The following is a 21,651-nucleotide window of genomic DNA, read 5'->3' on the forward strand; positions in this document are numbered from 1 at the left end:
TTCGCCGATCGGCTACGGTCAGGATGGTGTCCCCCAAGCGTCTGACGCTGCCCGCCCGGGTGAAGGCCCTCACGGTGCCGCTGCCCGCCGGGAAGCACATCCGGCCCGACCTCGACGACGACGAGCCCGCGGTGCTCTGGCTGAGCAAGACGGCACCACCGCCCGGGCTGTGGCAGGAGCTGCGGGCCGCACACTCCGCCACCGGGCTGTGGCCGCTGCTGCTGACGCACCTCGACGGCGACGCGTCGCGCCCGTGGGTCGAGGGTGAGCTCGTCCCCGACGAGATGTCCGACCCGGCCGGGCACGACCCCGCCGAGCTGCTGGCCTCCTGGTGGGCAACCACCGCCGCCGGGCACGGCGCCTGGCCGGGCCTCGCACCCGGGCGGGACGGCACCGCCGCCGAGGCCGACGCGGCCGCCGACCGGGAGGCGGCGGCGCTGCTCGCCTCGCGGCGCCCGTGGCGCCTCGGCCTGGTCGCCGCCGGGCGCGGCGCGGACGCGCCCACCGTCGCCGGCTGGGACGGCCCGGTCAACCACACCGGCGACACCGCCCACATCTCCGCCGTCCTGCGCAGCTGGGAGGACCGCTTCGGGGCCCGGGTCGTCGGCCTCGGCTTCGACGAGCTGTTCCTCAGCGTCGGCGCCCCGCCGGCCACCCCGGACCAGGCGGCGGCGGTCGCCGCGGAGCACTTCGCGTTCTGCCCCGACAACGTCACCGGCCTGCCCGGCGACCGCCCGCTGGACGACTACGCCAAGAGCCTCATCGATACGCCGGCCTGGCACTTCTGGTGGGACTGACCCGGTCCGGCGACCGCAGCCCGGGCGACGGCTGAGGTTCACCTCGCGTTTCGCCCCGCGTCGCTCTCGTGCCCAAGGCTCCTTGGCGAACCGTCCAGCAGTCGCTTTTGGAGCGTGCCAGCGTGTCCGTTTCTCGCCGTCAGATCCTCAGTGGTGGCGCCGCCGCCGGCGTCGGCCTCACCGTCGCCGGGGTGCTACCGACCCTCGCCGACCCCGCCGCCGCCCACGAGGCGAACCGCCCCGGCGGTGGCCCGTCCTCCGGCGGTCGCCCCTTCCCGCCGTTGAAGGACGACCCGAACGGCATCCTCGCCCTGCCTGAGGGCTTCTCGTACACGATCGTCACCCGCGAGGGCAGCACCCAGATGTCCGGCGGGCAGGGCCCGACCCCGGCCTACCACGACGGCACCGGTGTCGTGGCCGACGGTCACAACAAGCTGACGATCATCCAGAACCACGAGCTGACCCCGCACATGTCGGTGTTCGGCGTGCCGCTCATCCCCGGCACCGTGTACGACCCGGGCGCGCCCAACGCGGGCGGCTGCACCGTCATCACCACCGACGGGCTCGGCCGGCGCACCGGCGAGTGGGTGGGCATCTCGGGTACGGTGCGCAACTGCGCCGGCGGCGTGACGCCGTGGGGCACGTGGCTCACCTGCGAGGAGACCACCATCAACGCGGGCGCCACCTGGTCCGCGGGCGGCCAGACCGGCACCTACCAGAAGAACCACGGCTACGTCTTCGAGGTCCTGCCGGCCGAGTCCGGCAAGCAGCTACCCAAGCCGATCAAGGCGTTCGGCCGGTACGACCACGAGGCCCTCGCCGTCGACCCCGACCTTCGGCACGTGTACCTGTCCGAGGACGCCAGCAGCCCCAACGGGCTCTTCTACCGGTGGAGGTCGACGGACGGCAAGCGGCTGGGCCTCGGCATCGCCAACACGCTCAGCGACACCGCCGGCAAGCTCGAGGCGATGCAGATCCGCCTCGACGACGGCAGCATCCTGCCCGACGTCGCCTACCTCACCTCCGCCCAGATCGGCCGCCCGTTCAAGGTCACCTGGATCGAGGTCCCCGACCGCGACGCGACCACCAAGCCGGTCCGCACCCAGTTCGCCGACGGCACCGTCACCCGGGGCAAGAAGTTCGAGGGCGTCTGGAGCACCCGCAAGGGCTGCTACATCGTCAACAGCTTCGCCTTCGGCGCGAACGACCTGCCCGCCGACGCCACCAAGCACGACGGCATGGTGTGGTTCTTCAACTACGCCGACCAGACCATCACGCTGGTCTCGTACTTCCCGCACAACGCCGCCGCCGAGGGCGAGGGCCCGGCGCCGAAGTACGCCGACCTGACCTTCGACGGCCCCGACAACGTCACCGTCACCCCGTGGGGCACCCTGGTGCTCGCCGAGGACGGCGTGCGCGCCTCGCACGTGCTCAGCTCGGTGCCGGGCGGCCCGACGTACGCGATCGCCCGCAACATGCTCAGCACCGGCACCTCCAACGGCTCGCCGGTCTACTCCGAGTTCACCGGCCCGACGTTCTCCCCGGACGGCAAGGTCCTGTTCGTCAACATCCAGGTCCCCGGCATCACCCTGGCCATCACCGGCCCCTGGCAGCGCTACCTGGGCTGATCCGCACGGCCCGGGGCTCCGGCGCACGCCGGAAGGATGAATCCCCGCGACCCCCGGCCTCCCCGCCGCACCGCCCCGCAAGCTGGTGCCGACGCGAGGAGGCCAGGGTGCGGGCGACGCACCGGGCACGACCTCGCCGTCAGCGGCGACGCGGTGTCCCGGTTCCGCGACTTCGCCGCCCGCCACCGCTGAGCCGGGTGCAGGCATAGCACCCCGCCCGACCCCGACCAGGTTTTGAGGGGGTGTGGGTGGAGCGAAGCTCCCCCACTGGGGAGCACCGGCGAAGCCGGTGCGCGGGGAATCCACGGCGGAGGAGGTGGGATTCGAACCCACGGCGCCCGTGAGGGCGCCCGCCGTTTCCAGCGGCGGTCCCGAAGCCAGCCGGCTCCTCCGTGCGTCCCGCCCGGTGTCCGGGGCGGGCGGTCCCGTCGGCGCGAGTTGAACGCGCTGTCTCCTCGTTATCAGCGAGGTGCCTCTACCGCTTCGGCCTCGACGGGGTGCCGGGAGGCGGACCTCCCAGGGTGCTGCGATGACTGGTGCTGCGATGACGACCGGATTCGAACCGGCGACCTCGGCCGTGACAGGGCCGCGCTCTCACCAGGCTGAGCTACGCCACCAAGGGGTACAAAAAACCGCCCGGTCCCTGTGCGGGGCGGGCGGCGTCGAGGAAACGTCGATCTATCCTCGCCGCCGTCGCGGCCGATCACTGACGGGATCGATGGGCAGCACGACGGAGCGCGCCGGCAGCTGCCGGATCTCCGTGGCCGTCCGAATCCTCATCGTTGCGCTCCTGCCGTGCCGGTGTCCCGTGTACGCCTTCGACGATACGACCGCCGCACCACCGGCGAAACCGGTTTTCGCCCGGCGAACCCTGCACGGCGACCCGCCCGCGCATACGATCGACGGGGAGACGAGGAGGCTGTCGTGGCACGGTTCGTGACCATCGGATACGGCGACCAGGCGGGGTACGAGCGCACCGATCCCGCGGTCCGCGACGAGGCCCACGCGCACGACGCGCGCATGCTCGAGGCCGGCGCGCTGGCGGGGATCGCGGGCTCGCCCGTACAGGTGCGAAACCACGACGCCGCCGGGGTCAGTGTGTCAAAAGGGTCTTTCATGACCGCCGCGCTGCCCGTCGCCGGCTTCGGCATCATCGAGGCCGCGTCCCTCGAAGAGGCGATCGAGCTCGTCGCGCGGACCCCGTGCGCGGTCGCCCAGGGCGTGGTCGAGGTCTGGCCGCTGCTGGACACGCCCCCGCACGACTGACCGGACGGCGGCGACGGCTGGGGCGACATGGCGAACCTGATGCCGCACCTCATGCGGCTGCGTGAGGAGGACCTGTTCGCCGACATCTCCGCGGCGATCGCCCACCTGCGCTCACCCGCCGCCGGCGGCGCGGACGCGGTCGTGTCGCTCGACTGCTGCCTCGGCGGGCGGTTCGCCTTCCTCACCGCCGCGGAGCGGTTCGGGCTCGCCGGGGCGATCGGCCTGTACGGCATGCCCGGCCTCCTGCTCGGCCGCCCCGGCCCGACCCAGCGCGCCGCCGGCCTCGTGGCACCGATCCTCGGCCTGTTCGGCGGCGGCGACGGCGGTCACCGGACGAAGGAATCGAGGGCCTCACGGATCAGGGTCCGCATGGTGTCGCTGCCGGTGTGGCCCGAGTCCTCCACGACGGTGAGGGTCGCGTCCGGCCAGCGCTGCGCGAGCAGCCAGGCCGTCTCCAGAGGGCTGCTGATGTCGAACCGGCCGTGCAGCAGTACACCTCGGATCCCGGCGAGACGTCCGGCCTCGCGCAGCAGGACACCCTCCTCCAGCCAGGCCGCGTGCGCGAAGTAGTGGGTGCAGATGCGCACCATGGCGAGTTTCGCGTCGTCGGGGCGGCCGCGGTACGCGTCGGGCACGCCGTTCGGCTCCAGGGAGACGGCGGTGTCCTCCCAGGCGCACCAGGCCTCGGCGGCCGCGGCGCGCACGGCGGGGTCGGAAGAGTCCATCAGGCGGGCGTACGCCGCGACCACGTCACCGCCGCCGGGCGCGGCGAAGTCGCGGAACGCCGCCCACTGCACGGGGAAGAACCGGCCGACACCCTCGTAGAGCCAGTTGATCTCGCGCCGGCGGGTGGAGGTCACCCCGTCGATGACGATGCCGGCGACCCGGTCGGGGTGGCGTTCGGCGTACGCGAGGATCAGCGTCGACCCCCACGACCCGCCGAAGAGCAGCCACCGCTGGATGCCGAGGTGCTCGCGCAGCCGCTCCATGTCGGCGACGAGGTGCCCGGTGGTGTTGTGCCGCAGATCCGCGGCCAGGGTCGACGCGTGCGGCGTGCTGCGGCCGCAGTTGCGCTGGTCGAACTGCACGATCCGGTAGCGGTCCGGGTCGAAGTAGCGCCGGGTGCGCGGGGTGCAGCCGGAGCCCGGCCCGCCGTGCACGACGAGCGCCGGCAGGCCGTCGGGGTTGCCGGCGACGTCCCAGTGCACGAGGTTGCCGTCGCCGACGTCGAGCATGCCTTCGTCGTACGGGTCGATGAACGGGTACATGCCCGGCAGAATACAATAGCGCTGTTATATTAGTGCTGTGACATTCCTCGGCAGCCGGCTGCGGCACCTCCTCGAACTGCTCGACGGCGACGTGGCCGGCGTCTACGCGGACCTGGGCCTGCCCGACGTGCGGCCGAGGTTCGCCCCGGTCGTACGCACCCTGGCGCAGGGCGGGCCGAGCACCATCCGGGACCTGGCCGCCGCGATCGGGGTCACCCACTCCGCGGCCAGCCAGACCGTCGCGGAGATGGCCCGCCAGGACCTGGTCCGCCTGGAGACCGGCGCCGACGCCCGGCAGCGCATCGTGCACCTCACCGAGCGCGCGCAGCGGCTGCTGCCGGTCATCGAGGCGGAGATGGCGGCCACGACCAGCGCCGCCGAGGCCCTCGACGCGCAGCTGCCGTATCCGCTGAGCCGCCTCGTCGAGGAGGCAATCGGAGCCCTCGAAGACCGGCCGATGCGCGACCGGATCGGCGCGGTGGTGGTAGGCAAGCAGATGTGACAGCCGACTACCCGAGATCGATCGTGCCGGTCGACCACACCGAGCCGGTGCCGCGCCGGGTGCGCGCCGTGCTCAACGGCCGGACCGTCCTGGACACCACCCGCGCCGTGTACGTGTGGGAGTGGTCCAACTACCCGCAGTACTACATCCCGGCCGGCGACCTCGACCCGGCGGCCATCGTCGACGAGCACCACGTCCAGCGGCTCAAGCGCGGCAGCGCCCGCCGCATCGGCCTGCGGGCCGGCGACCAGGACCGTCCCGCCGCCGGCCGGATCTACGCCGACGGCCCGCTCGAAGGGCTCGCCCGCCTGGAGTGGGACGCCCTCGACGCCTGGTTCGAGGAGGACGAGCAGGTGTTCGTCCACCCCCGCAACCCCTACAGCCGGGTCGACGCGCTGCGCTCCACCCGGGCCGTGCGGATCTCCCTCGACGGGGTCACCCTCGCCGAGTCGTCATCGCCGGTGCTGGTCTTCGAGACCGGGCTGCCGACGCGGTACTACCTCAACCGGACCGACGTCGACTTCACCCTTCTCGAGGCGTCACCGACCCGCACGGCGTGCCCGTACAAGGGGCGCACCAGCGACTACTGGTCGGTGCACGCCGGCGGGACCGTCCACCGGGACCTGGCGTGGGCCTACGACTTCCCGACCGCGGCGCTGCTGCCGATCGCGGGCCTGGTGAGCTTCTACAACGAGAAGGTCGACGTGCACCTGGACGGCCGGCTCCTGGACCGTCCGGTGACCCATTTCTCGTGACAGCCGCGGGCGGCTCAACCGCCGCCACCGCTGCCGGCCGCCGCTGCCTGGGCCTGCCACATGGTGACGACGACGCCGAGGACGAAGATCTGCACGGGCAGCGGCACGCCGGGCAGGTCGACGGCGACGTCGCTGCCCCAGAAGCTGACCTTGCGGACCGAGCCGACCTGCCGGTCGCCGGCATACAGGTCCTGCGCCTGGCTCCACACCGAGGCGCGCTGGAACTGGTACGTGGTGCCGCCGGCGGTCACGGTCCACCGCTTGCGGCCGACCCGGTCGGCGGCGGCGACGACCCCGCCGGCCTTGTCGAGCATCGAGAAGCGGCTGCCCCACGCGTTGCCGCGCACGTGGAAGGTCTGCCCCGCCACCTCGACGTCGCCACCGCTGCGCCACAGCGAGCCGTCCCAGTGCGCCACCCGGTGACCGTCCTGGCTCACCTCGTACCGCGCGCGCCAGATGCTGGTCCGCTTCGCGAGCAACATGCCTCGAGGGTATCCCGTTGCGTCGATCCACGGCCGTTGTGCGGGTGCGGGGCGGCGGTGCTTGTGCGGCCCACCCACAATGGCGGCTGTGTCGTGGCCCGCCGTCCCACCGCCGAAGCTGCCGCCGGGGTGGCAGGCCGTGCCGCGCGCCGACCCCGCGACCGGCCGGCCGGCGCTGCTGCTGCGGATGAGGCCGTACTGGCGGCGCGTCGCCACGCTCGCCGCGGCCGGCGGGGTGATCCTGCTGTGGACGTTCGCGGTCTTCGTCGCCACGCACGACGCGGACGGGCCGATCCTGTGCTTCCTGGTGTTCGCGTCGGTGAGCGGGGCCGCCGGCACGGCCGTCATGGCCGCGACCCAGGACGCGTGGCTGGTCACGCCGGCCGGCCTGGCCGGCGGCCGGGTCTGGGTCTCCACCGGCACCTTCCGCCGCCCGCCGCAGCCGGTCGTGGCACTGCAGCTGCGCGACGACGAGACCGACGACGTGCCGACGGTCCACCTGGACGCGATCATGCCGCCCGGGCACCATCAGGAGATCTTCCACGAGATCGACACCGGTACGCGCGCGGAGCCCCTCGCCGCCTGGCTGTCCGCGGTGACCGGCGTGCCGGTCCGGCCGCGCGAGCACCGCCGGCGCTGACGACTACCCTGCCAAGGACAGGTCGGCCTCGATGCCGTAGTGGTCGGACAGGAACAGCTCCCGGCCGTCGCCAACCAGGACCGCGTCGCGCAGCACGGTGCGGGCCCGCGCCTCGAGGGGCCGGTCCGCGGCCGCGCGGACCAGGACCTGGTCGAGCGCCGGCGGCGACGGCCACCGCGGCGTCGGCCGGAACGTCGTGGACGTGTCGCCGGCCAGGACGTCACGCAGTCCCGCCGCCGCGGCGAACCGGGTGAACACCGGCGAGTCCCGCGGCACGTTGAAGTCGCCGGCGACGACCGCGGGCAGCCCCGGCTCGAACCCGGCCACCAGCCGCGCCAGGTGCTCCAGCTCGCCGCGGATGACGCTGGTGTACCGGTTGCCCTCCGACCAGTCGTCGTCCCGGTTCGCCGACAGGTGGGTGTTGACCACCGCGAGCGGCCCGGCGGGCGTGTCGACCACGGCGAGCTGCGCGCCCTTGCGCATGAGCAGCTCGGTGCGCGCCGGGCCGGCCACCGGGAACCGCGCGAACCGGTACCGCCGGACCGGCCACCGCGACAGCAGCAGCAGACCCCCGGCGAGCAGCACCACGCCGGTGCCCGCCCGGTGCGGGTACCCCGGGGTGACCCGGCGCAGCAGCCGCGCGCTGCCCCGGTGCAGGACCTCCTGTAAGCACACGATGTCGTACCCGGACCGCTCCAGGACCGGCCCGAGCGCCCGCAGCCGCGCGGGGACGTCGTCACGCATGAGCGCGTTGAAGGTGAGCAGCCGCACCTCGGTCATCGGTGCATTGGATCATCCCGGACTTTACTTGCACATCTGGAAAGTGATCGCCTATGGTTTCCAATGTGGAAAGTGATGAGGCCCGGCAGCAGCTGGCGATCGTGCGGCGGGCCGAGGCCGCGCCGTACATCGACTACCCGCCGACCCCCTGGTGGTACTCCCCCGCAGTCGGCGCCTGGGCCGCCGGCATGGTCGGCGCCTTCACCTGGTGGCGGTCGGACGCCGCGGTGTTCGTCGGGCTCCTCGCCGCCCTGATCGCGGTCGAGCTGGTGTTCGTCGCCTGGATGCGGCGCCGGCACGGGGCGCTGCCCATGCCCGGGCGCGGCACGCCGCCGCGGGAGATCGCGGCCGCCTGGCGCGGCTACGCGGCCGGCCTGCCGGTCGTCGCGCTCGCCGTGGCGCTCACCTGGTGGCTGGCCGGCGCGCCGGTCGCGGCGGGGGTCACGTTCGTGCTCGTCACCGCCGGGCTCGCCGCGTACGAGCGCCGCTACGCCGCCGCGGCGGCGAAGGTCAGGTCGCGGCTGTCGTGATCGACGGCATCGACCCGGTCATCCACGTGCCGAAGCGGCTCGCCGCCATGGCGATCCTCGCCAACGCCCCGTCCGCGTCGTTCCGGTTCCTCCGCGACCACCTGCGCATCAGCGATTCCGACCTGTCGAAGCAGATGTCGGCCCTGGAGGCGGCCGGCTATGTCCAGTGCACGAAGGACGGCCACGGCAGGGGCGGCAGCACCACGTACCGGATGACCGCCGCCGGCGAACAGGCCTACGCGGCGCACTGCGCGGCGCTGCGGGCCCTGCTCGACGGCGCGCCGCTGCCACCTGGCGAGGTCTGACGAGATTCTCTTCCGGCCTGTTGTCGGATCCGGGGCGGGCCGTTCGTGGCACAGTCAAGGGCGGTCGCACGTGGCCGCCAGGACGAAGGAGTCACGGGATGACGCGGTACCTGATCTCGTTCAACGACGGCGCGATGGACCACATCACGGACGAGGAGCTGCCCGATGTGGGCAAGGCCGCGCACGCGGTGGTCCAGGAGGCGATCAACGCCGGCGTGTGGGTGTTCGGCGGCGGGCTGCAACGGCAGCGGGCCGGCATCGTGGCCACGGACGGGCTGGTCACCGACGGGCCGTATCCGGAGACCAAGGAGGTCATCGGCGGGCTCGTGGTCGTCGACGTCGCCACGCGCGAGGAGGCGCTGGGGTGGGCCGCCAAGTGGGCCGCCGCCTGCCGCTGCGCGCAGGAGGTCCGCGAGATCATGACCGACCCGGAGTTGGACGCGATGCTGCGCCAGGCCGGCGGCTGACCCTCATCGGTGCCCGCACCGCGGCCTCAGCCGGCGGCTGACCTTTTCGGCGCCCGCGCCGCGGCGCTCAGCCTGCGGCTGACCCTCATCGGTGCCCGCACCGCGGCCTCAGCCGTCGGTGCGGGCCGCCACCAGGGCCCGTAGCCGGTCCGCGGCCGGGACGCCGAGCTCCGCGTACAGGTCCAGGGCCGTCCGCAGGTGCGGCAGGCCGCCGGCCGGCAGGGCCAGGCCGATCCCGGTCTCGGCGTCGGCGCGCTGGTGCCGGTCGCCGGTGGCGGCCGCGACGGCGCACGCCGCAGTGTGGTGCGCCAGCGCCGCTGCCGTGTCGCCCGTGGCGCGGGCCGCCTCGCCGAGGCCGTTGAGGACCTTCGCCTCGCCGTAGCGTTCGCCGGTCGCCCGGTGGATGGCCAGCGCCCGGCGGTGCAGCTCGAGGGCTTCGGAGGGGGCGCCGCGCAGGGTGGCGGCGGTGCCGAGGTTGTCCAGGGTCCAGGCCTCGCCGTCGCGGTTGCCGGCCCGGCGGTACAGCTCGAGCGCGCGGTGCAGGTGGCCGGCGGCACGGTCGTGGTCGCCGAGCCTGGCGGCGACGTCGCCGAGGTTGCAGCGGGCGGCCGCCTCGCCGGCGCTGTCCCCCACCGCCAGGAACAGTGCCAGGGCCTGCTCGTGCCGGCCGGCGGCGGCCCGGTACCGGCCGAGGCGTTCCTCGACGATGCCGAGCTTCGTCAGGGCGTGCGCCTCGCCGGTGCGGTCGCCGGTCACCCGGCAGAGCCGCAGCGCCTGCCGGTGCCGGTACGCGGCCTGGCGGTACCGGCCGAGGCGCTGCTCGACGTCGCCGATCGCGGCCGAGGCGCGGGCCTGACCGGTGCGGTCGCCGGTCCTGCGGAACAGGTGCAGGGCCTCGCGCAGGTGCCGGGCGGCGGCGCCGTCATCACCGAGCCGCAGCCGGGTCGCGCCGAGGGCGGTGAGCGCCGCGGCCTGCCCGGGCAGGTCACCGGCGTGGCAGGCGGCCTGGTGCGCCGCACGGTGGATGCTCAGCGCGTCGCCGTGGTGGCCGCCGTTGAGGTACCCGGCGAGCGTCGCCGACAGCTGCGCGGTGTGCCGGTGCCAGCCGTGGGCGGCGGTGTACCCGGCGACGGCGACGAGGTTGGACCGCTCCGTGTCCAGCCAGCCGCGGGCCGCGTCGACGTCGCCGGGCCGGGCGGCGGCCGGTGCCGCGACCCGAGGGCGGTGGTGCGCCTCGGCCGGTGCCAGGACGTCCATCGCGGCCGCCGCCACGGCGAGGTAGTGGTCGAAGAGCCTGGTCAGGGCCGCCCGCCGCTCGGGTGGGGCGTCCTCGTCACCGGCGCGCCCGTCGGCGTAGACGCGCACCAGGTCGTGCAGCGTGTACCGGCCCGGCGTCGTCTCCTGCAACAGGTGGTCCCGGCGCAGCTCCCGCAGCCCGCGCGAGGCCGCTTCGACACGGTCAACGGCACCCGCCGCGCCGCAGCCCGCCGGGCCGGCGGCACCGCCCTCCGCCGGCGAACCGCCGGGAACGACGGAACCGCCCGTCACGACGAAGCCGGGCGGAGCGGCCGCGGACGAGGCGGCGGGCACAGGATCGCCGGCCAGCGCGGCCGCGGCGGCCACGTCGAAGTCCTGGCCCGGATGCAGGGCGACCAGGCGCAGCAGCCGCTGCCGGTCCGCCGGCAGGTCCTGGTACGACAGGGCGAGGGCCAGCTCGACACCGGTGTCCAGCCGGCGGTCGCGGTGCCGCTCGTCGAGCCGCTCGGCGTGGTCGGTCATCGTCCAGCCCGGCTTGGCCCGGATGTGCCCGCCGACCAGGCCGAGCGCCAGCGGCAGGTGCCCGCAGCGGGCGGCGACGCGGGCGGTCGCGTCCGGGTCGCGGCCGGCCGGCACCCCGGGCGCGGCGGCGGTCAGGAAGCGCACCGCCTCCTGCGGGCTGAACACGTCGACCGGCACGTCCGTCACGGCCGGCAGGCCGTGCAGCGCCCGGCGGCTGGTCACCAGCGTGACGCACCCGTCGACGGCGGGCACCAGCGGCCGGGCCTGCTCGGCGTCGGCCGCGTTGTCCAGCACGACCAGGCTGCGCAGCCCGGTGAGGCGCTCCCGCAGGGCGCTGCCGCGGCCGGGCAGGTCGTGCGGGATGCGGTGGCCGGGGACGCCGAGGAGGCGCAGGAACCCGTCCAGCACGGCGGACGGGTCGGCGGGCGGCTGTGCCGGGTCTGGGTGGAAGCCGCGCAGGTTGACGAACAGCACCCGGTCGAACGGCCGGTCCTGGATGAGCAGGTGCCCGGCCTGCACGGCCAGCAGCGTCTTGCCGACCCCGGCCATGCCCACGATCGAGAACGTGCCGGGGCGCTGCCGGACGGCGGCGCGCAGCCGGTGCAGCACGCCGGTGCGGCCGGTGAACTCGGCGAAGGGCGGCGGCAGGCGGTCCTGCACCCGGACCTGCCCGGCGGCGGCCGTCTCGCCGCCGACGACCCGCAGCGCCTGCTGCCACTGCGCGCCGTAGCCGGGGTCCGGGTGCAGCGCCGCCGCGACCGCCGCCACGAGGTCCGGGTTGAGGCGGCGCCGGCCGGGGCGGAAGCAGTCGGCGACGGTCGTGCGGCGGGCCAGCTCGGCGGGTGGCCGGCCCGCGGCCGTCCAGGCCGCGTTGACGCGTGCGGTGATCGTCTCGTACGACACGTCGCCCGCCCACACCTTGAGCGCGCGCAGGCAGCCGGCCAGGTCGTCGAGGGTGCCCGCGCGCCCGGGGTCGGGCGGCGCCGAGAACGCTGGGGTGGAGGGCATGCACGCTTCCGGCGGGTCGGTGGTCGCTCGCCCGCCAACGTATGCCACCGGGCCGGTTGCCGCCCACATCGCCGTCCGGATTCGTCCGGGATCCGCGCGGGTGCGGCCGCAGTGGCGCAGAGTGGCGGTGGACGGGGGCGGGTGGGCCGAGCGCACCCGGATCGACGCCGGCCGGGCCGAGGGGCCGGCCGGCGTCGACGTGCGGCGTCAGCCGCAGGTGATGCCGTTGACGGTGAAGGCCGCCGGGTTGGTGTTCGTGCCGGTGTACGAGCCGTTGAAGCCGATGCTGACGGTGCCGCCGGCGGGGACGGCGCCGTTCCAGGTCTCGTTCGTGGCCGTCACCACCGCGCCGGTCTGCGACCAGCGGCCGGACCAGCCCTGCGTGACCCGCTGGTCGCCGGGGAACGTGAAGTTCAGCGTCCACGACGTCCACGCGGCGGATCCGGTGTTGGTGATCGTGACGCTGCCGGTGAACCCGGTGCCCCAGCTGTTCGCCGAGTACGCCACGCGGCAGCCGCCCGTCGGGTTCGCCGGTGTGCGTACCGTGACGGCGGCGGAGAACGCGGAGAACTGCCCCGCGGTGTCCTTGGCCCGCACCATCAGCACGTATTCGGTGTTCGGCGTCAGCCCGGTCAGCACCGTCGACGGCCCGGTGCTGGTCGCGAAGATCGACAACGCGTCGCCCTGCTGGCGGATGATCTCGTAGCCGGCGACGCCCTGGTCGTCGGTGGAGGCGGGCCAGGTCAGCGTCAGGCTGGTGGCGGTCACCGCCGAGGCGACGGGGGTGCCGGGCGTGGTGGGCCGGGCGTCCGCGGGCGGGTCGGCGGTGGTCACGGTCACCGGCGCCGACGCGGCCGAGACGAGACCGGCGCCGTTGCGGGCCGCCACGGTGAACGTGTACGCGGTCGAGGCGGTCAGCCCTGTCAGCGCCGCCGACGCCGTGGTGGGGGTCGCGATGACCGTGGACGTGCTGCCGGTGACCCGGCGCACCTCGTACCCGGTGACGCCGCTCTCCGCGTCGGTGGACGCCGCCCAGGTCAGGCGCAGCGTGGTCGCGGCGACGTCGGAGGCGACCGGGGTGCCCGGCACGCTCGGCGCGGTCGTGTCCGGCGGCAGGATCGTGCCGGTGTGGTCCGCGGCCCAGCTGGCCAGGGACGCCAGCCCCGAGTTCCAGTTGATGGCGACCTCGTTGACGGAGTACGCGCCGATGTCGTCGACGAAGCACTTCTGCGCCTTGCAACCGCCCAGCTGCGCCTGCGCGACCGGGTCCTGCAGGCCGCTGTTCGGGCCGCCGGACAGCGACCCGGGCGGCGCGATCGGCAGCGACGCGTCGGACTGGTTGGCCCAGAACCGGTGGTGCACGTTGCGCACGGCCTTCTCGCCGTACCCGGCGATGTAGGACTGGTTCAGCGGGTTGCGGCCCAGCAGGTAGTCCAGGGTCTGGAACGCGCCGGTGCGGTACTTGGCGAGGCCGGTGAAGTCGTGGGCGAGCCCGAGGACCGCGGCGTTGTTGGCGATCTGCCCGCTGGAGCCCCAGTTGTAGGTGGGCCCGCCGTTCGGCGCCGGGTAGCCCTGCGCCGCCATCTGGCTGAGCAGGCCGTCGGCGAACGACGCGAACGCCGCCCGGGTCGCGGCGACGTCCGCGGCCGGCAGGCCGTTCGGCACCAGCGCGAGGGTGGTGTCACCGAGCGCGGCGACCCAGCCCCACCAGTAGCCGCCCTGGTTGAACGCGGCACCCTTGTACAGCGACGAGCCGGTCACGTCCGCGCGGTAGTTCGCGGCGCCGGTGGTCGTGTACAGCTCGGCCGCCGCCCAGTAGAACTCGTCGGTGACGCCTGCGTCGTCGTACGCGCCACCGCCGGTGCTGTCGCTGCCGCTGGCCAGCCGGTTCGGGTTGGCCTTCGCCGCGGCGTACGCCTTCTCGGCGGCGGTGAGCGCGCGGGCGGAGAACGCCGGGTCGATCGAGGCCCAGATCCGCGCCGCCTGCGCCGCGACGGCGGCGAGGTTCAGGGTCGCGGCGGTGCTCACCGGCGACAGCAGGCGCCGCTGCGGGTCGGCCTCCGGGCGCATCGGCAGCCCGGTCCAGTTCTCGTCGTGGATCTTGTGGTGGACCATGCCGGCGTCGGCGCGCCCGTCCGGCACCTGCATGCGCAGCAGGAACTCGACCTCCCAGCGGGCCTCGTCGAGCACGTCGGGGACGCCGTTGGCCCGCTCGGGGATGGCGAGGGTGCCGTCGCCGAGCGCGGCCCGGTCGCTGCCGGACACGTTGGCGGCCCGCTCGTAGATGTTCAGCAGTTGCCACGCGGCGATGCCGCCGTTGACGACGTACTTGCCCTGGTCGCCGGCGTCGTACCAGCCGCCGCGCACATCGAGGGAGTAACCGCAGGACGTGCGGCACGGCACCGACGTGTCACCCTGGTTCGGCGCGACGCCGACGTGCCCGGCGGGGCGGGCGTAGCGGCTGCCGACGTACTGCGACTCGATCGCGATGCCGCTGCGCTGGTGGTAGAAGAACGCGAGCGAGTCGTACCGCAGCTGCTTGACCGGCGCGGCGGAGATGTCGAACGGGTAGCTGTCCGCACCACCGGCCGACAGCACATAACCGCTGCCGGGCGTGTCGTAGCCGGAGAAGTCGACGAGGTGCACGTTGTCGCCGGACAGCGCGTCGGCGCCCTTCACGGTCGTCTGCCCGGACGCGACGGTCGCCCCGGCGGCGTTGCGCAACGTCCAGGCGATCGGCGCGGTCGCGCTGCTGACGACGGTGGCCTGCTTCGGCAGGCCCGGCACGTAGGCGACCTGGTTGACCTTGACCGGCGATCCTGGGTCGGGCGCGGCGGCGGCGGGCGGCGCGGACACGGCCAACCCCAGCAGCGCCCCAACTGCGGCGACCGCCACGGTACGGCGTGCTCTTCGACTCATCGGGAATCCTCCTGCGGAAGCGTGGCCGGCAGTGGCGGCCACCGGCGTGCCGGACCGTAGGCGGCGCCTCGACGCGCTGTAAAGCGCGCGGCGTTCCCGGGCCGTCCGGCCGGTCCGCGGGCATGTAACTTACGGTCGGGAGGCCGGATGCGGATCGCGAGCTACAACGTCGAGAACCTGTTCAACCGGGCCAAGGCGCTGGACCAGCGCACGTGGGCCGCTGGCCGGCCGGGTGGAGGTCGACGCCGGCGAGTTCAGCCGGTGACGCAGCCCTCAGGGGTGTCGACCACGAAGCATGCGCATTGCAGGATCTCCAGGAGTGCGGCGCGGACCCGCCGAATCCCGTCGTCGTCCACATCGAGGTGCAGGCGGCAGTCGCGCGGCCTCAAACGGGGAGCGGTCCGGAACGGATGTCCTTGACCGATCGGGTCAGGACGTCCTTGCCGGACGCCTCCACCACGACGCAGCCGGTCTGCCGGCCGTCGCGCGGCGTGGCCAGCCAGTGCGACCGCAGATCGCGGCGGGCCGCGAACTCGTCGGCGCTCAGCCCCAGATAGGCCGCGGCCGCCTGCCGGCAGCTGGTGTCGTGGTCGCCGCCGTCGGCAACGGACCCGACGTACTCCGCCGAGTGCGCCTCGGCGCACCCCTGGTACTTCAGCACACCATCGGCGTAGTGGCCGCAGGTGATCGCCATCGGCCGATCCCCGCTCATGGCGCCCTGCAGGCTTCCGGTGTGCAGCGCGTCGGTACCGTCGGAGTCACTGGCGACGATCAGCGCGCAGGCCAGCGACGTGAAGTCCTCCCGCACGTAGTTGAGCAGGCGCAGTTCGATCCGGGCGTCCGCGAGTGGCCCGCCGAGGAACTCCTCGGCCGACCGGCGACAGCCGCTCTCGGCACCGTCGGGGTAGAAGAAGTCGACCAGTTCGGCCTCGTGCGGCTCGCCGCAGCGCGACGGCGCGAGCTTCCCGGCGTTGGTCGTGCTCGCGTAACAGCCTTTGTCGCCGGACGCGTGATGATTCGGCACGATGCGCCGGTACAGCGCAAAACCACAACACGACAGCACGAGGGCCACGGCCACACCGATCGCGATCTTCAACCTCACGCGCGGAAGATACACGTCGGACACGACCCCGGCAGGCCCGCACGCCACCCTGACCTGCGGACCGCTGCTGATCAGTTCGACGCGAAGTTCCACTGCGCGGGCAGGGCGCCGTCACACTGGGCACAGGTGAAGTCGTTGTCCCGAACGACGTTGCGCTCGCCGCAGGCCGGGCACCGCCGGAATACGACCTTGTCGGTGAAGCCGCCCGGATGCCGTACACCGATGCGGTCGAGGGCTGCGCCGACGGCGGGCCAGGAGTCCGGATCGGGGCAGTACCCGGTCGACTGGTTGGTCACCTCGACCACGTGCCAGCCGGCGGCGGCATTGACGAACGCGACCTCGCCAGCTGCGAGGACGTCGTGTCCGCCGGCCAGCGCGACGTGTTCGGAGCGCCGGGGTGCCAGCCTGAGTTCGCCGCCGGGCGCTACGACGAAGGTGAACGGTTCGGAGCGTTCACTGCGGTCGCGCCCAGCGAGCCAGCGCGCGAGGGTGGCAACCGTATCGACAGCCACGGCGTCCATCGTCGCCGCCCGGTCGCGCAGCTCAGGCGGCCCAACATAGCTGTACCGCCTTGGCGTGGACTTATCAGTCACGAGCTGATTCCAATGGAGGCAGCACCTCTTGAGGATGATGAAGGGCGCCACGGCCTTCGAGGTCAGGAGTCCCGTACGACGCGATCAACGATGCCGCTGCGCCCGGTCACCGAGCCAAGCGAAGTCATCCAACCATCGACGATGCTGGAGCGGCAGAGCCTGACGGGCACCTCTGTATCCACTCATCGCCATCATGCGGTGCCTTCGAACCGACGTGAATCAGTAGTGCGCGATGATCTGCGCGACCGGATGGCCGAGGAGGTCAGCCACTTGTGCGAGCTCGCCGGCGTCGAGTTCGTCCCGGGCTCGAGTGGGGTTCATCGCACTGATTTCGAACCGCGCGAAGCCGATCGGGTCCTCGTAGTGCAAGCTGTCCAGTTGGACGGCGGCCCTGCAGCAGGGAACCGTCACGTCCAGGTGATCGAAGCTCAAGCTGCCGTTCTGCCTGACCAGGTCGCCCAGCCAGTCCATCGAAATGTCGCCGTCGCAGCACGAGCAGGTGATTCGGGTGGTGTACATGCCCGCGTCGATCAGGGTCACCCGGTCATAGAACCTGCCTTCCACCCGCTCAACAGCGTCGCCCGGCACTGAGAGCAGGCTGGCCACGTGAGCAGCGACGGATGCGGCGGTCGCAGGCGCAGGCTGCCAGTCTCGATCGGTCGGTATCACACGGAGGTAGGTGTCGCCCACAACCCTCAGAGTGCCCGGTGCCGCAGACCGGTGGCACGCCGGGCCGACTCCTGCCATGCGCGCGCTCATCGGCCATGAGGGCGCAGTGGCTCCGGCGAGACGGCGTACGCAACGCGAGGGCCGCCGCAGAGCCGAGCGCCCGTGGGCGCATGTGCGCGACCGGGCAGCACAACCCGGTGGATCCCTGTGCGCCGGCCAACAGGGATCCACCGGGTACCAGGGATCCACCGGGTTGTACCCGCGGTCCGGACCGCTGGCCCCACAACGACCCGTTCAAGCAGCACCGGTCCGTACCGCGCGATCGCGCCGCTGACCGTCCGGCAGCAACCGGCCGGGTCTCGCGCAATTCGGCCCGGCCCGGCGCCGGAACAGATCCGCGAGGCGCACGGCCACACCACGTTCCGCTGGACGGTCGAGCAGGACGACCCTTCGAGCGGCTGTTCGTCCACATCGACGACGTACCGGACACGGTGCAGATCACCCTGTTCATGGACACCCACTACGTCTCGCCCGCTGACGCGGAAGGGCTCCTGCACGGGATGGAACGGCTCGCCGTCGAGGCCGCGCTCGACGGTAAACCGGCGGCAGGGTCGGTATGTTCGGATCGTGAACGGGCCGTATGTGGCGGTGATCGGGGCCGGGCAGGCCACCATGGAGCAGGAGCGGGTCGCCGAGCGGGTCGGTGCGCTGCTCGCCGACGCGGGCGCCGTCCTCGTCTCCGGTGGCCGGGGCGGGGTGATGCTGGCGTCGTGCCGTGGGGCGCATGGGCGCGGCGGGGTCACCGTCGGGCTGCTGCCCGGCGCGGACCGGGCCGAGGGGAACCCGTTCCTGACGGTGGCGGTGCCGACCGGCATGGGAGAGCTGCGCAACGGGCTCATCGCGCGCGCCGCGGACGGGTTCGTCGCGGTCGGCGGGGGCTGGGGGACGTTGAGCGAGATCGGCTTCGCGATGCGGCTGGGCAAGCCGCTCATCGCCGTCGGCAGCTGGACGGTCGAAGGGCCGGCACAAGAACCGTCCTACCCGACGGTTGACACCGCGGAGGCGGCCGTTTCGTGGGTACTGCGGCAGCTCGGCTGAACGGCTGTGCGCCCGGCGTTCACGGACGGGTCAACCGGCGACCGGCAAACCCGCCGCCTGGGGTTGGCAACGTGCACGGCATGTCCGACGACCCGGACAAGCTCATCACCGTCGCCCGGCGGGCCGGCCTGCGGCGCCGGTGGCGCCCATCAATCTTCGTGCTGTCACCCGACCGCCGGATCGTCAGCGCGCGTCGGGCCCGGTCCGCCCGGCGGCTGCCGGACGGTCACCAGCGCGATCGCGCAGTACGGCACCAGCAGGATCACCACGCTGCTGAACGGGTCGTTGAACGGCCAGTGCTCCTGGCCGTCGGCGGGGCCCAGCCCGACACACGCCAGCACCACCGCCCATCCGGCCGGTGCCGCGAACAACCAGGGCCACGCCATACCGAGCAGCCGAGCCACCACCGGCCCCACGACCGCGATCACCACGGGCACCGACACGATGGCAAGGATCAGCGACCGGACGTCCGGCAGGCACACGAGGTCACTGTCACACGGCGCGGTATCCCTCGGCACGAGCTCGACGATCGCGAACGCCACACCGACGGCGGCGCCCGCGCTCACGACGCCGATGGCCAGCCCTCGCAGGATCGCCCACACCGGCCACCAGGATGCCGCTCGCACACGGTCGCTCATGGCCGCACTGTGCCACGCCCCCGACCGTGCCGGCTGCCCGGAACGACGCATCGCGCAACATCGCCACAAAACCTGCACGCTTCCACCGCCGCCCCGCGGCGCGTCGAGTGCGCGACGAGCCGATCAGCGCAGGGGGCCGCGGAATCCGTCGCCGATGAACACGAGCCGACCGTGCTCCTCGCCGCATCGAACCGCCAACATCCGCAGCCGCAGGAGCCGGCGCGCGGTCGAGCGGGTCCCCTCCCGAACTGTGAGGCGTTCCCGGCACATGGTCACACTGCCGAGCGGGCCAGTTCGGCCAGGCGGGTCCAGGCCGGGGACGACGCAGCGGCCGAGGCGGCGGCGAGCTCCGCAATGGCCGGGTCGACGTCGCCGGCCGACTCCGGGGGGACCGAGCGGGCGGCGTACCACCGCCGGACCCGGTCCGCGAGCGCCGGCAGCCGGGGGTCGTCCGGTGGCAGGTCGAAGGCCGCGTCGTACGCCAGGTAGATCGCCTGGAACTCGGGGTCTTCGAGGGCGGCGAGCTTGTCGGCGATCCAGCCGTCGGCCGGCCCCGGCGAGACGGCGTGCAGCAGCAGCCAGAGGTCGCGTTCCAGCTGGACGGCGCGTTCGCTGACGCCGAGGGTGCGCAGGCGTTGCAGGTACGCGAACATCTCGGCGGTGACGAAGAGGCGGTCGCCGTCGCGGAGCTGGGCGATGCGCTCGCGGCTGCGGCGGATCTTCGCGGCCTGCCGGAGCAGGTCACGGTCGATCTCGGCGATCGCGGCGGCGAACTGCGGCGGGGTGGCGGCGAGCAGCTCCTTGACGCGGGCGAGCGGCACGCCCGCGTCGGCCAGGGTCTTGATCTTCACGAGCTGGATGGCGTGGCTCGCGTCGTACCGGCGGTATCCGGACTCGTCGCGGGCGGGCTCGGGGAGCAGGCCGCGGGCGTGGTAGTGGCGCACGGCCTTGACGGTGACGCCCGCGTGGTCCGCGAGCTGGCCGATCGTGAGCAAGCGCATGACCCGCATCCTCCTCAGCCGCGCTCCGGCGTGACGCGGCGGGTCATGCGGCCGCCCGAGCAGCGGTGCATCGAGGCGCCGCGGCCGTGGTACGACACGAGGTACTGCCGGGACGTGAGCCCTAGCTCGCCGGGCGGCATCCCGGCCGGGGCGAACAGCCCGTCGCCGATCTGGGTGTACCGCAGCGGCGGGACGGTGAAGGGGCCGCCGGCGAACCCGGTGAACGTGGCCTCCTGCACGGCGTCGGCGGGCTCGTAGGTGATCCGCTCCTCCAGCTCGCCGTCCACCACGCTGACCTCGATGCGCAGCTGGTCGGAGCGGTACGTGCCGGCGTAGCGGGCCAGGTCGGGCGCCGCCGGCGCGGGCGGGACCGGGGCGAGGTGCAGCGGCCCGGGCACCAGCGCCGGCAGCAGCTCGTCGTGCAGTGCGAGGGCGCGCGGGTCGTTGCCGTACGCGGCGAAGACCAGGTCGAGCTCGGGCGCGACGGCCAGGACGGCGACCCCGCCGGGTGAGGCGCCGGACATGGTCATGACGGTGGTGTCGCCGAAGCGCATCAGCAGCCATCCCATCCCGACGGGCGGCACGTTCGGCGTACCCATGTCGTGCGAGACGGTCCGCATGAGGGCCGTCGACGCCGCGGAGAGCACGCCGGGGGTGAGATGCTGGCGGCCGAGGGCGAGCAGGTCGCCGACGGTGCCGATGGCGGTGCCGCCGGCCGGGGCCCACGTGTCGGGCAGCGTGAACATGCCGGTGCGCCGCACCTCGCCGGTGGCCGGGTCGGCGAAGTGCCCGACGGCGGTGCCGCGCAGGATCGCCTCCGCCGCAGACGTACAGGCGTCGGTCATCCCGGCGGGCTCGAACAGCTCGCGGCGCAGGAGCTCGGCGTACGGCGTACCGGTGACGACCTCCAGCAGGCGCCCGGCGACCATCATGCCGCCGTTGGAGTAGCTGACGTGCTCCCCCGGCTCGAACAGCGTGCCGCACTGGCGGGCCAGCCCGTCGAGGTAGGTCCGCAGCGCGCCGGGGCCGCAGCCGGCCGGGAAGAACAGGTCGGCGTCGATCCCGCTGGTGTGGGTCAGCAGGTGGTGTACCCGGATCCGGCCGGCCGCGCCGGGCGTGGTGAGCGCGAACTGCGGCAGGTACGACACGACCGGCGCGTCGAGGTCGACGGTGCCGCGCTCGACCTGCCGCAGCACGAGCATCGTGGTCATGACCTTGGTGATGGAGCCGAACAGGAACCCGGTGTCCTCGCGCATCGGCGCGCCGGTGCCGGCGTTCGCCACGCCGTGCGCGAGGACGTGCTGCTCGCCGTTGCGGTACACGCCGGCGACGTAGCCGGGAACCCTGGTGGTGTCGCAGAAGGCCGCGATCCGCTCGCTGAGGTGTGCGATCTCGTTCATGCGCACATCGTCGGACCCTGCCCC

21 protein-coding genes, 3 tRNA genes and 1 pseudogene are annotated in these 21,651 nt (G+C 73.5%); 11 read left to right on the forward strand and 14 right to left on the reverse strand.

What is annotated here, in order from left to right; translation table 11 throughout:
- The first annotated feature begins 26 nt into the window (after positions 1-26).
- Together AB0H83_RS09780 and AB0H83_RS09785 are read left to right on the forward strand one after the other, a co-directional pair.
- The gene (locus AB0H83_RS09780; protein WP_360089769.1) at positions 27-797 is read left to right on the forward strand and encodes a DUF4253 domain-containing protein; all 771 of its coding nucleotides are present in this window, start codon (positions 27-29) and stop codon (positions 795-797) included.
- 122 nt (positions 798-919) lie between these two features.
- Positions 920-2,425, forward strand: a complete 1,506-nt coding sequence (locus AB0H83_RS09785; RefSeq protein WP_360089772.1) for an alkaline phosphatase PhoX — start codon at positions 920-922, stop codon at positions 2,423-2,425.
- A gap of 308 nt (positions 2,426-2,733) precedes the next feature.
- Here the strand turns inward: AB0H83_RS09785 and AB0H83_RS09790 are convergent.
- The 3 genes from AB0H83_RS09790 to AB0H83_RS09800 form a co-directional block, all read right to left on the reverse strand.
- Positions 2,734-2,817, reverse strand: a tRNA-OTHER gene (locus tag AB0H83_RS09790).
- Between the two features lie 31 nt (positions 2,818-2,848).
- Positions 2,849-2,922, reverse strand: a tRNA-Ile gene (locus AB0H83_RS09795).
- A 45-nt stretch (positions 2,923-2,967) separates the two neighbouring features.
- Positions 2,968-3,042, reverse strand: a tRNA-Asp gene (locus AB0H83_RS09800).
- Between the two features lie 307 nt (positions 3,043-3,349).
- On the opposite strand from AB0H83_RS09800, the gene AB0H83_RS09805 reads away from it, so the two are divergent.
- Positions 3,350-3,691 carry a YciI family protein gene (locus tag AB0H83_RS09805; protein WP_360089775.1) on the forward strand — a complete coding sequence of 114 codons (342 nt, stop codon included), beginning with the start codon at positions 3,350-3,352 and terminating at the stop codon, positions 3,689-3,691.
- A 51-nt stretch (positions 3,692-3,742) separates the two neighbouring features.
- Positions 3,743-3,955, forward strand: a pseudogene (locus AB0H83_RS09810) (dienelactone hydrolase family protein); the annotation flags it as partial.
- A gap of 62 nt (positions 3,956-4,017) precedes the next feature.
- Here AB0H83_RS09810 and pip read toward each other — a convergent pair.
- Positions 4,018-4,959, reverse strand: coding sequence for a prolyl aminopeptidase (pip, locus tag AB0H83_RS09815; RefSeq protein ID WP_360089778.1), 942 nt, complete (start codon positions 4,957-4,959; stop codon positions 4,018-4,020).
- A gap of 37 nt (positions 4,960-4,996) precedes the next feature.
- Here pip and AB0H83_RS09820 point away from each other — a divergent pair, with 37 nt between their 5' ends.
- Entirely contained in the window at positions 4,997-5,461 is a 465-nt protein-coding gene (locus tag AB0H83_RS09820; RefSeq protein WP_360089781.1) for a MarR family transcriptional regulator, read from the forward strand.
- Positions 5,458-6,216, forward strand: coding sequence for a DUF427 domain-containing protein (locus AB0H83_RS09825; RefSeq protein ID WP_360089784.1), 759 nt, complete (start codon positions 5,458-5,460; stop codon positions 6,214-6,216). The genes AB0H83_RS09820 and AB0H83_RS09825 overlap by 4 nt, the downstream gene beginning before the upstream one ends.
- Before the next feature lie 14 nt (positions 6,217-6,230).
- On the opposite strand, the gene AB0H83_RS09830 is transcribed toward AB0H83_RS09825, so the two are convergent.
- Positions 6,231-6,698, reverse strand: coding sequence for a hypothetical protein (locus AB0H83_RS09830; RefSeq protein WP_360089787.1), 468 nt, complete (start codon positions 6,696-6,698; stop codon positions 6,231-6,233).
- An 88-nt stretch (positions 6,699-6,786) separates the two neighbouring features.
- Between AB0H83_RS09830 and AB0H83_RS09835 the strand changes: the two genes are divergently transcribed.
- Complete coding sequence (locus AB0H83_RS09835; protein WP_360089790.1) at positions 6,787-7,338, forward strand: hypothetical protein; 552 nt, start codon at positions 6,787-6,789, stop codon at positions 7,336-7,338.
- A 3-nt stretch (positions 7,339-7,341) separates the two neighbouring features.
- On the opposite strand, the gene AB0H83_RS09840 is transcribed toward AB0H83_RS09835, so the two are convergent.
- Positions 7,342-8,118 carry an endonuclease/exonuclease/phosphatase family protein gene (locus tag AB0H83_RS09840; RefSeq protein ID WP_360089793.1) on the reverse strand — a complete coding sequence of 259 codons (777 nt, stop codon included), beginning with the start codon at positions 8,116-8,118 and terminating at the stop codon, positions 7,342-7,344.
- Between the two features lie 65 nt (positions 8,119-8,183).
- On the opposite strand from AB0H83_RS09840, the gene AB0H83_RS09845 reads away from it, so the two are divergent.
- The 3 genes from AB0H83_RS09845 (at position 8,184) to AB0H83_RS09855 (ending at position 9,420) form a co-directional block, all read left to right on the forward strand.
- Positions 8,184-8,648, forward strand: a complete 465-nt coding sequence (locus AB0H83_RS09845) for a hypothetical protein (RefSeq protein ID WP_360089796.1) — start codon at positions 8,184-8,186, stop codon at positions 8,646-8,648.
- On the forward strand, positions 8,645-8,953 hold the full coding sequence (locus AB0H83_RS09850) for a transcriptional regulator (RefSeq protein WP_360089799.1): 309 nt from the start codon (positions 8,645-8,647) through the stop codon (positions 8,951-8,953). Before AB0H83_RS09845 ends, AB0H83_RS09850 begins: the two co-directional genes overlap by 4 nt.
- Before the next feature lie 98 nt (positions 8,954-9,051).
- Positions 9,052-9,420, forward strand: a complete 369-nt coding sequence (locus AB0H83_RS09855) for a YciI family protein (RefSeq protein WP_360089802.1) — start codon at positions 9,052-9,054, stop codon at positions 9,418-9,420.
- Positions 9,421-9,528: 108 nt separating this feature from the next.
- Here the strand turns inward: AB0H83_RS09855 and AB0H83_RS09860 are convergent, their stop codons facing one another.
- The 5 genes from AB0H83_RS09860 to AB0H83_RS09880 all read right to left on the reverse strand — a co-directional run bounded on the left by AB0H83_RS09860 (position 9,529) and on the right by AB0H83_RS09880 (position 17,511).
- The gene (locus AB0H83_RS09860; protein WP_360089805.1) at positions 9,529-12,207 is read right to left on the reverse strand and encodes a tetratricopeptide repeat protein; all 2,679 of its coding nucleotides are present in this window, start codon (positions 12,205-12,207) and stop codon (positions 9,529-9,531) included.
- Positions 12,208-12,414: 207 nt separating this feature from the next.
- Entirely contained in the window at positions 12,415-15,126 is a 2,712-nt protein-coding gene (locus AB0H83_RS09865) for a glycoside hydrolase family 9 protein (protein ID WP_360089808.1), read from the reverse strand.
- A 385-nt stretch (positions 15,127-15,511) separates the two neighbouring features.
- Entirely contained in the window at positions 15,512-16,228 is a 717-nt protein-coding gene (locus AB0H83_RS09870) for a hypothetical protein (RefSeq protein WP_360089811.1), read from the reverse strand.
- A 71-nt stretch (positions 16,229-16,299) separates the two neighbouring features.
- On the reverse strand, positions 16,300-16,872 hold the full coding sequence (locus tag AB0H83_RS09875; RefSeq protein ID WP_360089814.1) for a hypothetical protein: 573 nt from the start codon (positions 16,870-16,872) through the stop codon (positions 16,300-16,302).
- 168 nt (positions 16,873-17,040) lie between these two features.
- Positions 17,041-17,511 (reverse strand): hypothetical protein, encoded by a 471-nt coding sequence (locus AB0H83_RS09880; protein WP_360089817.1) that lies wholly within the window; start codon positions 17,509-17,511, stop codon positions 17,041-17,043.
- A 606-nt stretch (positions 17,512-18,117) separates the two neighbouring features.
- Between AB0H83_RS09880 and AB0H83_RS09885 the strand changes: the two genes are divergently transcribed.
- Positions 18,118-18,588 (forward strand): TIGR00725 family protein, encoded by a 471-nt coding sequence (locus AB0H83_RS09885; RefSeq protein WP_360089820.1) that lies wholly within the window; start codon positions 18,118-18,120, stop codon positions 18,586-18,588.
- Between the two features lie 164 nt (positions 18,589-18,752).
- Here AB0H83_RS09885 and AB0H83_RS09890 read toward each other — a convergent pair whose 3' ends face one another.
- From AB0H83_RS09890 to AB0H83_RS09900, 3 genes are all read right to left on the reverse strand, one after another.
- Positions 18,753-19,226 (reverse strand): hypothetical protein, encoded by a 474-nt coding sequence (locus AB0H83_RS09890; protein WP_360089822.1) that lies wholly within the window; start codon positions 19,224-19,226, stop codon positions 18,753-18,755.
- Between the two features lie 272 nt (positions 19,227-19,498).
- Positions 19,499-20,227 carry a MerR family transcriptional regulator gene (locus tag AB0H83_RS09895; RefSeq protein ID WP_360089825.1) on the reverse strand — a complete coding sequence of 243 codons (729 nt, stop codon included), beginning with the start codon at positions 20,225-20,227 and terminating at the stop codon, positions 19,499-19,501.
- 14 nt (positions 20,228-20,241) lie between these two features.
- Positions 20,242-21,627: a serine hydrolase domain-containing protein gene (locus tag AB0H83_RS09900; RefSeq protein WP_360089828.1), complete on the reverse strand. Its 1,386-nt coding sequence runs from the start codon at positions 21,625-21,627 to the stop codon at positions 20,242-20,244.
- Positions 21,628-21,651 lie beyond the last annotated feature (24 nt).

The organism is Dactylosporangium sp. NPDC050688 (genome assembly GCF_040654515.1).
Classification (GTDB): Bacteria; Actinomycetota; Actinomycetes; order Mycobacteriales; family Micromonosporaceae; genus Dactylosporangium.